This window comes from Anaerosporobacter faecicola, from assembly GCF_012070565.1.
GTDB lineage: Bacteria > Bacillota > Clostridia > Lachnospirales > Lachnospiraceae > Anaerosporobacter > Anaerosporobacter faecicola.
In genome coordinates this window covers 88,242-105,199 of sequence record NZ_JAAQRO010000032.1, presented here as the reverse complement: position 1 = coordinate 105,199, position 16,958 = coordinate 88,242, and the positions used below count along the sequence as shown (strand labels likewise).

The 16,958-nt window shown below is 36.1% G+C and carries 12 protein-coding genes and 1 pseudogene; 3 read left to right on the top strand and 10 right to left on the bottom strand.

Annotation, left to right across the window (positions count from 1 at the left end; all coding sequences use genetic code 11):
- Window position 1 precedes the first annotated feature (1 nt).
- Genes HBB17_RS14565 through HBB17_RS14550 form a run of 4 tightly spaced genes read right to left on the bottom strand, consistent with a single transcriptional unit; the run spans window position 2 to window position 2,533 of the window.
- Entirely contained in the window at window positions 2–286 is a 285-nt protein-coding gene (locus tag HBB17_RS14565; RefSeq protein ID WP_167958241.1) for a hypothetical protein, read from the bottom strand.
- 5 nt (window positions 287–291) lie between these two features.
- Window positions 292–1,062 (bottom strand): ABC transporter permease, encoded by a 771-nt coding sequence (locus tag HBB17_RS14560; RefSeq protein ID WP_167958240.1) that lies wholly within the window; start codon window positions 1,060–1,062, stop codon window positions 292–294.
- Window positions 1,059–1,781 carry an ABC transporter permease gene (locus HBB17_RS14555; protein WP_167958239.1) on the bottom strand — a complete coding sequence of 241 codons (723 nt, stop codon included), beginning with the start codon at window positions 1,779–1,781 and terminating at the stop codon, window positions 1,059–1,061. The genes HBB17_RS14560 and HBB17_RS14555 overlap by 4 nt, the downstream gene beginning before the upstream one ends.
- Window positions 1,778–2,533, bottom strand: a complete 756-nt coding sequence (locus tag HBB17_RS14550) for an ABC transporter ATP-binding protein (protein WP_167958238.1) — start codon at window positions 2,531–2,533, stop codon at window positions 1,778–1,780. The genes HBB17_RS14555 and HBB17_RS14550 overlap by 4 nt, the downstream gene beginning before the upstream one ends.
- A gap of 151 nt (window positions 2,534–2,684) precedes the next feature.
- On the opposite strand from HBB17_RS14550, the gene HBB17_RS14545 reads away from it, so the two are divergent.
- Together HBB17_RS14545 and HBB17_RS14540 are read left to right on the top strand one after the other, a co-directional pair.
- Complete coding sequence (locus HBB17_RS14545) at window positions 2,685–3,392, top strand: response regulator transcription factor (RefSeq protein ID WP_167958237.1); 708 nt, start codon at window positions 2,685–2,687, stop codon at window positions 3,390–3,392.
- Window positions 3,393–3,397: 5 nt separating this feature from the next.
- Window positions 3,398–4,792, top strand: a complete 1,395-nt coding sequence (locus HBB17_RS14540) for a sensor histidine kinase (RefSeq protein ID WP_167958236.1) — start codon at window positions 3,398–3,400, stop codon at window positions 4,790–4,792.
- A 53-nt stretch (window positions 4,793–4,845) separates the two neighbouring features.
- On the opposite strand, the gene HBB17_RS14535 is transcribed toward HBB17_RS14540, so the two are convergent.
- Both HBB17_RS14535 and HBB17_RS14530 read right to left on the bottom strand, forming a co-directional pair.
- A complete protein-coding gene (locus HBB17_RS14535; protein WP_167958235.1) occupies window positions 4,846–5,763 on the bottom strand; it encodes a class I SAM-dependent methyltransferase in 918 nt (305 codons plus the stop codon).
- A 92-nt stretch (window positions 5,764–5,855) separates the two neighbouring features.
- A complete protein-coding gene (locus tag HBB17_RS14530) occupies window positions 5,856–6,968 on the bottom strand; it encodes a helix-turn-helix domain-containing protein (protein WP_167958234.1) in 1,113 nt (370 codons plus the stop codon).
- Between the two features lie 225 nt (window positions 6,969–7,193).
- Here HBB17_RS14530 and HBB17_RS20475 point away from each other — a divergent pair.
- Window positions 7,194–7,316, top strand: a pseudogene (locus HBB17_RS20475) (IS3 family transposase); the annotation flags it as partial.
- 200 nt (window positions 7,317–7,516) lie between these two features.
- Here HBB17_RS20475 and HBB17_RS14520 read toward each other — a convergent pair.
- From HBB17_RS14520 to HBB17_RS14505, 4 genes are all read right to left on the bottom strand, one after another.
- Complete coding sequence (locus HBB17_RS14520) at window positions 7,517–9,277, bottom strand: hypothetical protein (RefSeq protein WP_167958233.1); 1,761 nt, start codon at window positions 9,275–9,277, stop codon at window positions 7,517–7,519.
- Window positions 9,278–9,619: 342 nt separating this feature from the next.
- The gene (ppdK, locus tag HBB17_RS14515; protein WP_167958232.1) at window positions 9,620–12,244 is read right to left on the bottom strand and encodes a pyruvate, phosphate dikinase; all 2,625 of its coding nucleotides are present in this window, start codon (window positions 12,242–12,244) and stop codon (window positions 9,620–9,622) included.
- 779 nt (window positions 12,245–13,023) lie between these two features.
- Window positions 13,024–14,853: an ABC transporter ATP-binding protein gene (locus tag HBB17_RS14510; RefSeq protein ID WP_167958231.1), complete on the bottom strand. Its 1,830-nt coding sequence runs from the start codon at window positions 14,851–14,853 to the stop codon at window positions 13,024–13,026.
- Window positions 14,854–15,338: 485 nt separating this feature from the next.
- Window positions 15,339–16,727, bottom strand: a complete 1,389-nt coding sequence (locus HBB17_RS14505; RefSeq protein ID WP_167958230.1) for a glycine--tRNA ligase — start codon at window positions 16,725–16,727, stop codon at window positions 15,339–15,341.
- Window positions 16,728–16,958: the final 231 nt, after the last annotated feature.

The window sequence follows — 16,958 nt, the reverse complement described above, 5'->3', positions numbered from 1 at the left end:
CTTACACCAATTTAGGAAGTAACATCATCGCAAAAGCTACCAAACCACCAACACTATATACACTATTCATTACAACACATAGTTTCATCAAACCATTCTTTACATTTCCTTTTGTATATGCCCAAACAGTAAAAACTCCGCTGAGAATCATAAATGCTGCATAGCTGGCAATCATGATCTCAGCAGTTGGGGACTTAAGGGCCCACTGGTTCATTCTTAATGGTAGAATTGTCCATGGTACACACATCATGATCGTACTGATCAAGGTTATTATTCGCTCTTTCATACTACTTATCTCCTTTCATACTTTCCAAACCTTATACAGGATAACAAAACGCATACAAGTGTAATGAAGATTGCTGTTGGAATCCACGGTATTGGTTCTGCTTGTGTTGTTGTTAGATTTTTTGCTAGTTTTCCGTACTCTGATGTAATGAAAAAGAATGGATATGCCATTGGATACGCAAACCAGAATTTTGTATTAATGATTAATACGGAAGGAACAATCGAGGCAAATCCAAGGCCAATCGGCACAATTGGTGTCTGTATGCATATCGTTAAGAGCCAAAAGATTGCCAACATTGGAATGGCTGATAACCAGATCAAAGCAGCTTCCTTACATACAAACAACGGAGACAAGAGCAAATTATACTCTTGTGTCTGAGAGGCGATAGCAGCACTTATATAATACATTCCCACTGACATCATAATCTGCAATGCCGCTAAAGTAAGTAATACCACATATTTTGCCAAACACAATCTCCAGATAGAAATCGGCATAGACAACATTTTTAACATTCCACTATTCTTTCTTTCCGTCTGATTTATCAAAACAGTACTTACAAGCATCGTTGCAGGAAACATAAACCAAGACATTGCCATAAATCCCTGTATGAAGAAATTATTCTCAGGTGTGATTCCTTCTGCCTGCATCGTAAAATTTAAATCTGCATTCACGATGGATGGAATCCAAAGAATGCATGTTGCTAGTAATAGAATCACTCCAATTTTTGAACGCCTAATTTTTGTATACTCAATTCCAATAAGTGATTTCAAACTCATGCCAAAGCCCTCCTTCCTTTCAAGATTATCCCTTCCGCGATACACGCCAACATGCTTTCAACCACTGCTGCTAAGAGATCCATTCGTATCGTATTCCAATCCTTCCCTACATACGTTTGGAATGGTAGTGCAAACGGAAATAGAGATAGCCAGCGATTGTTTGTTGGTAACATTGTTGCTGTAAATATGCAGACAACGCCAATTCCAAGTGGAATCCACATATTGTTACACACAGAAGCGATCAAGAGGAACCCAAAGACAGATGGTAACAACAAGATGAATGTATAACTAAAATTATAAATCAATACAGAAATCTGTTCTGCTGTATACGCAAACCAGTGAACCATACAGAAATAAATTGCTAACGCTTGCAGGAAAACAAGGAAGATACTCATGAAGAGAAGTAGACCACATTTACTGTAGAAAAGACCACATTCCCTTTTTGGCATCGTACGCATTCTCTGTATGGCATTGTCTGCATATTCGGTATGGTACAGCATACAGGCTCCCACCAGTAGGAGAAGAATCGTAAGCATGGCCATCAACTGCCAGTTCGCATTGAGTATGATGTCAACTGCAGGTTCTTTTCTTCCAACATAACACTTCTCACGAACCATCATATTAAGGATCGGTACTGCCCCTGCAAGAAGTCCACCTGCCACAAATGTAAGGAAAAAGCCCGTTCGCTTTGTTTTCTTCCATTCTAGTGCAATACTCATCTCTTACCACTCCTTTGTCTATTATCTTCATCAATCATTGCCAAAAATGTTTCCTCCAAGTTTTCCGTTGGAAATCCTTGCAGCGAAGCATTTCTCTTTAACATAGGAAGTGTTCCTTCAAAAATAAGATGTCCGTGATTCAGTATTCCGATGTTGTCTGCCATTAATTCGATTTCAGACAACAAATGAGAAGAGACGAATACCGTACAATTGAACTTCTGTGGTAATGACCGAATCAATGTCCGAATCTCATGTATCCCAACCGGATCAAGTCCATTCGTCGGTTCATCAAGAATCAGAATTGGTGGTCTTCCAATTAGTGCACTCGCAAGTCCCAATCTCTGTTTCATACCTAATGAATACTTCTTTGCAAGACGTTTTCTGTGTTCGGTAAGACCAACTAGCTCTAATGCTTCTTTAACAGAGGCTTTCGGAAGTCCTAAGATTTTACGGATAATTTCCAGATTCTCTTCGCCACTAAGATTTCCATAGAATGCCGGTGCTTCAATAAAAGATCCCACTTCTTTCAAAATCTCCACTCGATCTTCTGGATATCTTTTGTTATCAATGGAGAACGTTCCTTCCGTCGGTTTCGTAAGCCCTAAGAACATTTTCATCGTAGTGGATTTTCCAGCTCCATTTGGTCCTAAAAATCCGTATACCGTTCCTCTGGGGATATGAAGGTTCACCCCTGACACCGCAGTAAAATTACCATAGGATTTTGTAAGGTTTTTCGTTTCAATGATATTCATCGCATTTACTCCTTTCTTTCTGTCTTTTAGTTTACAGAAAGAACCTTGCGCTATCCTTCTCCCTACCTTACATCTACCTTACATTTTTATCAAAACAGATAAATTAACAAGATCTATGCTATAATAAGTAGCAGAAAGAAGGTGTTTCTGAATGGAATTATCCTATTTAAAATCAAAACGGATCTTGCTCGTGGATGATGAACAGGAACTTTTAGATATGGTTGTATCCATCTTAACAGAAGATGGATTTACCAACATTCATACTGCTAGCAATGTAAAAGAAGCAATGTCTCAAATCAAAGAATATTCTCCTGAAATGGTAATCCTTGATGTAATGCTCCCCGATGGAAGTGGTTTTTCCTTAATGGAACAAGTAAGAAAGGAACAGGACTATCCCGTTCTATTCTTAACTGCCCGTGGTGAAGAGGAGGACAAATGGAAAGGGTTCTCTCTTGGAGCAGACGATTACATGGTTAAGCCATTCTTACCGAAAGAACTTCTTTTTCGTGTTATGGCAATTCTTAGACGAAGCTACAAAAGAGAAAATCCTCTTGTCAAGTTACATAGCAGTACCATTGATTTTTCTCGTGCTGAAGTAATCAAAGCGGACGAACATATCCCTCTTACAGCCAAAGAACACGAATTATTATCCGCACTTTACCGCAATGCCGGTCGAATTGTAACCATTGATACACTTTGTGAAGCAGCATGGGGCGATAACCCATATGGCTATGAAAATTCCTTAATGGCTCATATCAGACGAATCCGAGAAAAGATTGAAGAAAACCCTTCCAAACCTGTATCTTTAGTTACGATTAAAGGCTTAGGATACAAATTAATTGTTGAAAGGGAATGGTGATTTTTATGAAAAGTGTTCCGAAACTCATTCGTCGTTATGTTGGTCTCTTGCTCCTTAGCTCCCTCATGCTTCTTTTGCTTAATGCAGTCGTATTCGCCATCATCGCTTCCAAGCAATTATCTAATGGCTCCCCTTGGGTTACTGCAGCAGAAACCGCTAAGGCATTACAATCCACGGAGCAAGGGATTGTCTTATCGAAAGAGAGTACTACCCAACTCCAAGAAGCCCATGCTTGGGCAATCTTGATTGACAATACGACACTTCAAGTTGTATGGAAAAGTGATCATCTACCGAACTGCGTACCTCTTTCCTATACCGCCTCTTCTATATCCAACGTTACACGTGGCTATATCGCTGGTTATCCAACATTTACAGGGGAATCAGAAAATGGTTTACTTGTCCTTGGTTACCCAAAAGAGAGTTATTGGAAGCATATGTGGCCAAGCTGGGATTATCATCTGATTGCAAACTTACCTAAAATCCTACTTGCCATAGTGTTTGCGAATATCTTATTACTCCTGATCATCTATGTTTTAGCAAATTCCAAACTGCTAACCTCTATTAAACCAATCATAAATGGAATTCAATCGCTTTCCACCAGTAATCCTGTTCATATATTGGAAAAAGGACTGCTGTCAGAACTTGCCGTCAGCATCAATCAAACTTCTGAAATATTACAGAAGCAAAAGTCACAATTAAGACGAAAAGAAACTGCTCGCGCCAATTGGATTGCTGGGGTTTCCCATGATATCCGTACTCCTCTTTCCATGGTCATGGGATATGCTGGGCAATTAGAATCCGATACGCATCTTACAGAAGAACAACAGAAAAAAGCAATGGTCATTCTTCGCCAAAGCCAGAAGATGCAAAACTTAATTAATGACCTAAACCTAGCCTCCAAACTGGAATATAACATGCAGCCGATTCAACCTAGCAAAATGAATGCTGTTGCTGTTGTTCGACAGGTTGTCGTTGATTTTATGAATACCGATATTGATCATACCCATCCGATCGAATGGGAAACAGATACAAGCCCAAATACTTGTTTGATTCAGGCAGATCAAGATTTACTAAGAAGGGCCATCATGAATTTGATTCAAAATTCTATTAACCATAACGAGAACGGCTGTACCATCTATGTTACCGTGCAATCTTTAGACGACTCTTGTATGATAACGGTTGCCGACAATGGCGTAGGCGCTACCGATGAGCAGATTCACCAGTTAAATACAACGCCACATTATATGGTATGTGATGATACTACAACCGAGCAACGGCATGGTCTTGGACTGCTTATTGTAAAACAGATTCTGGCAGTTCACAATGGACAAACAATCATTTCTCACAGCCAGTATGGTGGATTTTGTGTGAAATTGATTCTGCCTCTTTGTAAACGCTAGTATAGAACTTCAATAGGTGCCATGCTATTGCAAGATTAGAGAATTACTTTCTACTAGACACGAACGAACTTCTGTGCAATATATAAAGAGTATTGAAACTCTTCTTCCACATATCCCCCATAAGCAATTATGAGGGATATAATTTTATTCTCTAATTCCTTAATAATACTCTCTTCCATTCGATCTAGGCAAGAAGCAAAGGCAGGCACAGAACGCATTGCCTGTACATATTGTTCTGGCGTATTGATTATCTTATGGAGATATTCCTTTTGTTCAATAATTTGGAATAAGCCACTTTCTTCAATTTCTTTTTTTCGTTCGTCTGCACTGTAGACTCCTGTGTGTGTTCGTCTTACTGGTAGTTTGCTTGTATTTTTTTCAATATGATTGTCCTTTTGTTCCTCGCTTTGTTTCTCACTTTGTCCTACACTTTGTTTCTCACTATCTTTACATGGACTCCTTTTATTTCCTTCCGATTTTTTTATGTACTGATCAACTATTTTATTAATCTGTTCGTCCAGTTTCAGCCGTTCGAATGATTTATTATTTGTGGGTGCATACCAGAACAATACCAGATAGCCGGCTTTCTCTAGTAGATCATAGCATTTTTTATATTTGATTTCTTTCTTAATCCAATGAAATGCTTGCGCTGAATAGATTAGATGATATTCCTCTTTTTCTGAATTGATCCAGTCTTCAAAGGAACATACCTCCACAGTAACCAATTGATATGGAGAACACTTCTTTCTAAGGATTTCCGCCATATCTTCTCCAATCTCTATTGCATGTACTCCATATCCTCGTTCTGCGAATAAAGTTGTTGCTTTTCCTGTCCCTGCTCCAATCTCTAATATCCTGTCGCAATACGACAAATACGTGGAATTAATTATGTCCTGAATTAATTCCTGAGGGTAGGAGGGACGGATTTCTTCATATATCTCTGCAATTCCTTTGTATGGCTCTATCGTCATATGGGCACCTCCTTTGATTTTTTCATGACTATTGCTTTGTCCTTCAATCCTTATCAATTTCTTTCTCATTATTCCTATATTTTACCAATCCATTACTTCGTTCCATATGTAATCATTAACCCATGTACTTTAAGGAAGCTTTTCTTTTCCTCTTTTGTAAAATGATGTGCTATCTTTGTCTGCATCATGACAAGTTTTTCAGCTTCCGCTCGCTTTATTCCACGATTCATAAAGAAATCAATCATGCTTTCACTTTCTGCAATTCCTCGTTCCTGATCATAACCATTGATTTCTATAAAACTCTTTGCTTTCTGCTCATAATTTGGATCACTTACAGAAGTGAACATCACCTTATCATTCATTCTCACATCAATATCATGTAACCCCAACTGTTCCATATAAAATGGTGCACGCATACCAATAGCATAATCTCTTCCCTCTTTTTCAAGTTCTGTTCTCCAAAGAGGATGGTAATCAAAATTCGTACATAACTCGTCATAATCCATTCCGTCTAGATATGTTCCATCATTCTCAAACTCTCGATTTACTTCGACACAAACAACCAAACCGCCTTTTTTCACAGATTCCACCATTGTATACATTGCAGCCTTCGGCTTATTCAAATGCCGTAAACAACATTGACAAATTGCAAGATCATATTGTTCCACGGTACGGAATTCATATATATTAGATTCCACAAAACTGGAAGGAATTGTTGCTCCTTCAAATGTCGTTCTTGCTTTCTCAATAAAATATGCATGATCTACCCCCGTATAAGAACTCCCTTTTGGCAAAAGTTCCAATAACTGTTTTCCTAAGTAACCATCACCACACCAAAAATCAATAACCTTTATTGGTTTTACAATTTTCCATACTTTATCTATTAAGAATTGCAAGTAATCCTGATTCCAAAAATTCTTTCTATTCTGAAATAGTTTGTCCGTATTCTCACTCCAGCTGTCACGATCATCTGTATTCCTCTGCTTATATTGTTGCATAGATAACGGCTGTAATCCTAGTACCTGATCAACAGTTACCTCAAAATACTCTGCTATCGCAGGCAACAACAGAATATCTGGCATGGTTACTCCTGTTTCCCATTTGCTAATAGTTTGATACGTAACCCCCAATACTTTTGCTAGTTCTTGTTGTCCAATCTGCTTTTGTTTTCTTAACTCTGCAATTTTCAGATTTACATTTCTCATTGGAACACCTCCTAACATAATGATACCATTATTTATTATTGGTGAATATAACGTAACAAGGGAATATACTCACGTTTAAAGAGAATTGGTTTTTACTTTTTATCAGGTTTTCCCTTAGTATATTGTTCATCCAAATTTTTACCTACAAACAACAAGGGACGTTCTACACTTTTGATTAAGCAATTGCCGATAATCCTGATGCACATCCACTGTGTCATAGCGACGGGATTTCAATATACAAATCGAATCTTTCACAACAAACTGGAAGCTGCAGGAATGACACAAAGTATGTCTAGCGTTGCAAAATGTATTGACAATGGACCAATGGAAGGATTCTGGGGAATTATATATGTTGGTAGCATAAAAACTGCCACCAGCTTTGCTTGGTGGCAGAAATAACTTTTTATTTTTTGATTGTCTACTTGACGGGGAGCGGTTCACTGTCGCGACAGCCCCTTATTATAATTTTTAGTTTTATTTGACAGAAATTTTATGTATTTCATAAATATAATTTTTTCTTTTTTGCGATTTTATTTTCTTAAATAATCCTAATGACATTCCTTCTTCACAACAATTGCATATTCGATATCTGGATAACAAATTAACTGATCACCATCATAACTATACATACAAAACGATATTTTTTTTGCCTTCTCCAATTCTTTAAAAGGCAACACTATGTCATACACTATATTTCTATATGCCGCATTTCCAAAATGTTTTGCAAGATTATTATTCTCTCCACCATAGTTCGCACTATATATTTTATTATTTAACTTTACCGTTAATAACGCCAATGGCGAACCATTCATAAAATCAGCAGCCCAACCTTCTATTATTATACTTAATTTTTTTCGAGTAATTATAATAGTACTCGATTGAACATTCACATCTCCATTCGAATCTATCATAAATCCACCATTACCAATCCAATAGCCAGTATTTTGAGCAGGTCTAATTTCGCTTGACTGGTTAATTTGTTTTATAAATCTCTTATGTGTTTTGGCATCCATTTCAACATAATCTTTATATAATAAACTTCCAATATCATTCTCATCAGTCTTTTCATACATTTTCATTTCTTCTACCATCTGCAGTCGAATAACATCCAACATTCGCATTACATCATAGAAGTCAGAATTGTAAAACACTTTAATCTCATCTGGAAAGTCTTCGTAGGAATACATTAATTTCAATTTTTCAAATATTTCATTATAAATTGTATAAGCAATTTGTGGAGATTCACTATATACCAACAATGCTTTGACCAGATTCTTATATATTGTGTCTCTATCATAAGCAAAACCAAACTCATTTGGATTTCCACCATTCACTAAAATTCCCAACATAGTTCGAACGCACTTTTCACACTTACAGCAATTTTCCCCCTTGCTCGAACTATAACACACTCTAAGTTCCAATTTTTTGTTCTTTTCATTTCTATATCTACATAAACTAGCAATTTTATCTTGACGGCTTAAATCATAACCATCATGACATACAACCGAAGATCCAATATGCACATAGTTGTCAATCGTTGGATCCGATCCACAGGTGTAATCCTCATCCTTATCACAAAACGAAGATGCAAAATACAATTTTTTCAAATCAAAACAATGCACCATTCCCGCAGCTAAACCAAACATGCCTAATCCATGCTGGAAAGCATGCCAAAAATTGTCGTTTATTAACGGAAAAATATAGTCATATATTTCTTTCTCATTAATAAACTCCCGTAACGTTGATACGCAAGACACAATATCCATGTTATGTTTTTTTGCAATTTGCAAATTCTTCTCAAAGATATTCAAAAATCCTTGCTCATTGTTATAAGCTATATCCGCTCCACACACCGTAAACAAGATTAAGTTTTCTTGCTCATGGCGAATCAAAGATGTATACGCATCCACACCTCCACTAAAGTACAGTAGCGCATTATTATCATCGTTTTTTCTGTTATTACTTTTAGTGTCAACTATACAATCGCAATAGATCACATCCTGATATTTAAACGGAATAACCGGATACATGTTTGCAAATCCAGCCATAAACGCATTGATTGACTCATAAAAATCCTTGTCTAAACAAGGAACTTGTATTTTTGCATTAAATATTGACGCAAGTACAATCACATTACTAACCAACGGAACAGCAGCTAATGCCTTTGGCATGTCTTCAATATCTTCACTATATTCAACCCAGAACTCAGCCTTCGTTGAGAAATACTTCTTCCATTCACCTTCTATAACATATTCATAATCAATTCTATTCTCTTTTACAAGTATGTCTTTTATAATAAAAGTATTCATTGTTGTGAATCTCCTCATAAAATCTATTGTTATCCCTAAGTCTACAACCACCAGTTCAACTTGTGGTTTGCTATTAGGGGTATCACACTAAGAATTGTACGCAGTTCCTTACACTTAATCTTACAAAAGAATAATACATTAAATTCGAATGGATATCAACTAAAACTTCCACTCGAATTAAAAACAATTATTCCTGAGAATGATTCTGTGCGACCGCTCTCGGTTCCAATGAACAAATCCTACTTATACTTCTAAATAAAAATCCCCTATTGTCATTTGCAGACAATAGGGGAAATCTTATCATTTATTCACTTTCAAATAAGCTATTCGCTTATGCGATGCCTATTTGTTTGCAATAGCTGCTTGAGCTGCTGCTAATCTTGCGATTGGTACACGGAATGGTGAACAAGATACATAGTTCAAACCAAGTTTGTGACAGAATTCAACTGATGTTGGATCTCCACCATGTTCTCCACAGATACCTACATGTAATTCTGGACGAACTGCTTTACCAAGTTTGATTGACATTTCCATTAATTTACCAACACCTGATTGATCAAGTCTTGCAAATGGATCGCTTTCAAAGATCTTAGCATCGTAGTAAGCATCTAAGAATTTACCAGCATCATCACGAGAGAAACCGAATGTCATTTGAGTTAAATCGTTTGTACCGAAGCAGAAGAATTCAGCTTCTGAAGCGATTTCATCAGCTGTAAGAGCTGCTCTAGGGATTTCGATCATTGTTCCTACTTCATAAGTCATATCAGAACCAGCTGCTTTGATTTCTGCATCAGCAGTATCAACAACTACTTTCTTAACAACCTTTAATTCTTTGATATCACAGATTAATGGAATCATGATTTCTGGTTTGATTGTCCATTCTGGATGTGCTTTCTTTACATTGATTGCTGCACGGATAACTGCAGTTGTTTGCATCTTAGCAATTTCAGGATAAGTAACAGCAAGACGACATCCTCTGTGACCCATCATTGGGTTGAATTCATGTAAAGAAGCAATGATTGCTTTGATTGTTTCAACTGATTTACCTTGAGATTTTGCAAGTTTTTCAATATCTTCTTCATCAGTTGGAACGAATTCATGTAGAGGTGGATCTAAGAAACGAATTGTTACTGGGCATCCCTCTAAAGCTTCGTATAATTTTTCGAAGTCATCTTGTTGTACAGGAAGAATCTTAGCAAGTGCTGCTTCTCTTTCTTCTACTGTATCAGAACAGATCATTTCACGGAATGCATCAATTCTGTTTCCTTCGAAGAACATATGCTCTGTACGGCAAAGACCAATACCTTCAGCGCCAAGTTCACGAGCTTTCTTAGCATCTGCAGGAGTATCAGCATTTGTTCTAACTTTTAATTTTCTGAATTTATCTGCCCAACCCATGATTCTTCCGAATTCACCAGCGATTGTAGCATCTACTGTTGGCATAGCGCCATCATAAATCTTACCTGTAGAACCATCAAATGAGATAATATCTCCTTCATGATATTCTTTTCCAGCAAGAGTGAATTTCTTATTTTCTTCGTCCATATTGATTTCTGAACAACCAGATACACAGCAAGTACCCATACCACGTGCAACTACAGCTGCATGTGAAGTCATACCACCACGAACTGTTAAGATACCTTGAGCTGCTTTCATACCTTCGATATCTTCTGGAGAAGTTTCAAGACGAACTAATACAACTTTTTCACCTTTTTCTGCCCATGCTTTTGCATCATCAGCAGTGAATACGATCTTACCACAAGCTGCACCAGGAGCTGCTGCAAGAGCTTTTGCAATTGGTTCTGCTTTCTTAACTGCATCAGCATCGAATTGTGGATGAAGTAAAGAATCAAGGTTTCTAGGGTCGATCATAGCAACTGCTTTTTCTTCTGAGATCATTCCTTCATCAACTAAATCACAAGCGATCTTAAGAGCAGCTTTTGCTGTTCTCTTACCATTACGAGTTTGTAACATGTAAAGATGTCTGTCTTCAATTGTGAATTCCATATCTTGCATATCTCTATAATGATCTTCAAGAGTCTTGCAAATTTCAACGAATTGATCATAAACTTCTGGCATAACTTCTTTTAATTGATCAATCTTTTGAGGTGTACGAACACCAGCAACAACGTCTTCACCTTGAGCGTTCATTAAGAATTCACCCATAAGTTTCTTTTCTCCAGTTGCAGGGTTACGAGTAAATGCAACACCTGTACCAGAAGTTTCACCCATGTTACCGAATGCCATCATCTGTACGTTAACTGCAGTACCCCAAGAATAAGGGATATCGTTATCACGACGATATACATTAGCACGTGGGTTATCCCATGAACGGAATACGGCTTTGATTGCTTCCATTAATTGTTCCTTAGGATCAACTGGGAATTCAGAACCGATTTTTGATTTATATTCAGCTTTGAATTGATTTGCAAGTTCTTTTAAATCATCAGCAGTTAACTCAACATCTTGAGTAACTCCCTTAGCTGCTTTCATCTTGTCAATTAATTCTTCAAAGTATTTTTTACCAACTTCCATTACTACGTCAGAGAACATTTGAATGAATCTTCTGTAGCAATCCCAAGCCCAACGAGGGTTTCCTGATTTTTTAGCTAATACTTCAACTACTTCTTCATTTAAACCAAGATTTAAGATAGTATCCATCATACCTGGCATAGATGCTCTTGCACCAGAACGTACAGAAACTAATAATGGATTTTCTTTATCACCAAATTTCTTACCTGTGATTTCTTCCATTTTTGCAATATGATCCATGATTTGTCCCATGATTTCATCATTGATCTTCTTACCATCTTCATAGTACTGAGTACAAGCTTCTGTAGTGATTGTAAAACCTTGAGGTACTGGTAAGCCTAAATTTGTCATTTCAGCTAAGTTTGCACCTTTACCACCAAGAAGGTTTCTCATGTCAGCATTGCCTTCTTTAAATAAATATACCCATTTTGCCATTGTGTTATTTACCTCCTAATATTTAATTCGTACGACCATTTTGCTAGTCACGCAAACAAACCAATACCTAATATGTACAAACGAAAAAATGTATTGGCTGTCGTATCAAGAATTACCAGAATATTCTCTGATTTGATCTGTACTTGTCCACCTTTAAAATAGACCAAATACTGGGCATAACACCTTATTTTAACGTGTTTGCCACCGAAACCTATTATAGCATAGTTTGTATAATTAAGAAACTATTTTTTTCGTATTTTTTACTTACCAAACTATTTATATACCATTGATATCCATTGTTATTATGCATTTTTACTTATTTTATTCATTTAATATTTTTTATTTTATACATTTTACCTTGTTCATTTATATTCATTTATAATAAATAGTATTATGAAATCGATATTATTCAATGAATAAGCTTAAATATTGCAATTTGTGAATTTTTTATCGAACCTTCTTAAAATGCTGTTTTCTCTCGCATTTTGTATATGTATGCTTGGCATAATTTACTTATAAACGAATAATCCTTACTCTTTTTCTCTTTTATATCTAGTATTAACATTAACTTTTCTAACCATGATACAAGCTGTTCTTTCTTCTCTAATCGAATGAACAGCTTGTATCATCTGCTATCTATAATATTTTCTTATAAAGCCAAATGAAACACTATTTTCTACTGATTAACAACCTCTCGAATGCCTTTCATCTTCTTAATCATAACTTCCAACTCTTCGGTGAATGTTTTGATTCTTTCCGTAATCCACTCTTTACCTTATTTATTTTTCATAAACCAGTTGTTTCGTTTGAAAACATGCTTCTCGATACATTGCATAGAACTTTCCATGCAGATTTATCAATTCCTGTAGTTTTCCATGTTCCACAATCTGTCCGTCTGCAAGTACTAGTATTTCGTCACATTTTTGCATTATTGAAGAATGAAATTGGTGAGTAATAAGTAGGCAAGTAACATCTGTCAGAGCGAAGATCTCCCTCTCTAATTCCATTGCCAATACGGGATCAATATTGGCCGTCATTTCATCAAACAATAAGAATCTTGCTCCACTAAGGATTGCTCTTGCTATTCCTATTCTCTGCTTCTCTCCTACAGATAGATTTCTTCCCTGCTCTTCAATCCTAGAATAAATTCCTGCTTCCATATGTTGCACTCGTTCATATAGTCCTACCTGTTTTAACACTTCAAGTACTCGTTTCTCCGATTCTTTACGCCCTAAAAGAATATTTTCATAAATGGTATCATCGAATAGAAATGGTTCCTGCTCCATATAATGTACTTCCTGATAGAACCATTCTTCCGGATATTCTTTAATTGGTCTTTCTCTCAAAAAAACCATACCATGATCGCATCTTACAATATTCAGCAGTAGTTTTACAAGCGTAGATTTTCCACTTCCACTTTCCCCTACCAAGATATATTTTTTCCCTTTACCAAATGTAAATACGATATCTTTAAGGATTGGTTTCTCTGGTTCATATCCAAATGTAACTTGATCAAGTCGAAGATAATCAGATTTCCACTGGTTTAATTCACCTTTTAATGATTTATTTACTTGGGTGTAAATCTTTTTGTATGTATTCTCTTGATACTCCATCTTTTTGTTATTATTTTGCTTGTCGTTATTTTGTTTGGCCCAGATCTTTATCTTTGAATTTTGTAGTCCTTCTGTACTTTCTCCTGCTCGTCCCAGTACATTTTTCATTTTATCTTGTATGATTTTCGATGAACTTAGACTGGATATATAATAGGGCAATTCTTCAAAAGGCACAATTATTCCACCAATCATCTGTGTAATTACCAGTAATTCGCCAACGGTAAGTTGCTGTTTTTTTACCATATAAACACCGATTACGATGCTGATTACATAACTAAGAGAAGTCCCGAACATAGATATCCAACTAACAATTTGAACGAATTTTGCATTTTTATATACAGCATTCTCCATATCCGAATTTCGCTTTTCTATTGATATGAGCATTCGGTTCTGCATTCGTGATAATTTTATTGTGGTAAAGCCACCTAACAGTTCTTTCAGACGATGAAGATACCGTTCCATGCAATCAGAGGATTTCGATTGTGCCACACTTAATTGTTTCTGAAATAATTTTGGAAGTAAAGACATACCACCTCCAATCAGAATACAAAATCCATAAATTCCTGGATTGATTATGACCAATGCTATTGAGGTTATAATAGTATTAACAACCACGCTATATATTCCACATATACTGTCAAAGTACTGTGAGCTAATACAATCCACATCTCTCGTTAGGAGGTTCACATAAAAGGATTGTTCTTTCTCATAATAGGTTTGAAAATCTCGTTGAAGTATTGCTTTCATCAAATCCTGCTTTAAATCAACAAGAAAACTACATCGTAATTTTTCTTTTAAAACCCTCAGCATGCAGAAAACACTCATATCAACACAAGTTGTTCCAATTGCTAGAACAATATAAATATATAATTTTCTTTCTGTACAATCCCCTACATGGTCAATCAAAGGTTGTACAGACCAATTTGAAATAATGGATGTGAAAGCCATAAGTAATACCAATAGGCAATATCCAAAAAACAAACGTTTCTTTCTCACAAAATATGTATTCAACTTTTTTCCCTAATCACTACATCAATCTCTTGAAGCACCGTAAGCATATGTTGTTTTGAATACATGTTATGTACAGCTACTTCAATTCATTCATGTAGCCATTCCTTTCTTATGATTTTCATTTACACGGCTCTGCTGATACAATTTGTATTCGACGTCTTAATAAAATGTCAAACCAACTGTTTCAGTACACGAAAATCATAAGTATTAAAAATAAAGTTGAATATTCATTTACGTTCCTCCATATTTTTAGCTAATTTCTGTAATATTATACCATATTATGATATCATGGTCAAAAGTCTTTCGCCACTTTTCTATGCGAAAAAAATCTCCACCAAGTCATAACCATCGATAACGAATATCAACGTTCACAACATGGTGAAGATTCCTCTATTGAAAATTATAAATGTTTATATTCCACTTACCCAAGCTTGCGCTAGCTTGAACCATATGTTTAACACTTGTTTAAATTAGAATGCTAATTTCTTATCAAAATAATCCTTTAAGTCAGTAATCTTAATACGCTCTTGTTGCATTGTATCACGATCACGAACCGTTACTGCACCATCTTCTTCTGATTCGAAGTCGTAAGTGATACAGAATGGAGTACCGATTTCATCTTGTCTTCTATAACGTTTTCCGATGTTACCTCTGTCATCGTATTCACAATTATAGTATTTGCTTAATTCTGCGTAGATCTTTTCTGCACCTTCTGCTAATTTCTTTGATAAAGGAAGTACCCCAACTTTTACTGGAGCTAATGCTGGATGGAAATGTAATACGGTACGTACATCTCCTTCTCCAATTTCTTCTTCATCATAAGCACCACATAAGAATGCTAATGTAACACGGTCAGCACCAAGAGATGGTTCGATTACATATGGTACGTATTTCTGTTTCTTTTCATCATCATAGTAAGAAAGATCTTCTTTTGATACTTCTTGATGTCTAGATAAATCATAATCAGTACGATCGGCAATTCCCCATAATTCTCCCCAACCAAATGGGAATAAGAATTCGATATCTGATGTTGCTTTGCTATAGAAGGAAAGTTCCGCTGCTTCATGATCACGTACTCGCATCTCATCTTCCTTCATACCAAGATCTTTTAACCACTTAATACAGAATTCTTTCCAATATGCAAACCATTCAAGATCAGTGTCTGGTTCACAGAAGAATTCCAATTCCATCTGTTCAAATTCTCTTGTACGGAATGTAAAGTTACCTGGTGTAATCTCGTTACGGAAGGATTTACCTACTTGACCAATACCAAATGGAATCTTCTTTCTTGAAGTTCTTTGAACATTTTTAAAGTTAACAAAAATACCTTGTGCTGTTTCTGGTCTAAGATATACGGTATTCTTAGCATCTTCTGTAACACCTTGGAACGTCTTAAACATTAAGTTAAATTGACGAATCTCTGTGAAGTTATGTTTTCCACAAGTTGGACAGGCAATTTGATGTTCTTCGATATAGTTTGCCATTTCTTCATTGGACCAAGCATCTACAGAACCTTCAATCGTAATATTATTCTCAGCCATGAAGTCTTCAATGATCTTGTCCGCTCTAAAACGTTCTCTACATTCCTTACAGTCCATTAATGGATCAGAGAAACTTCCTAAGTGACCTGATGCGATCCATGTTTGTGGATTCATAAGAATCGCACAATCAACTCCGACATTATAAGGATTTTCCTGAATAAATTTCTTCCACCATGCTTTTTTTACATTGTTTTTCAATTCTACACCTAGGTTACCATAATCCCAAGTATTTGCAAGACCACCATAGATTTCAGAACCAGGATATACAAATCCTCTTGCTTTGGCTAATGCTACGATTTTTTCCATTGTCTTTTCCATTTGCTTTTCTACCTTTCAATACTTTCTATAATGATATAAGTTATAGATTCAATTGTCCTTGACAGCACAACTCTATAACTATATTTTCACTTTTAATCCACAAAACAGGAGATAACACCTTAAACAAGGTGGATATCAAATGTTTAATACGCCAACTTCGTCCTTTGACGCTCTACTTATTATATATAATAATATATTATGATGCAAGGGTTAACGGTCATTTCCCGTTGC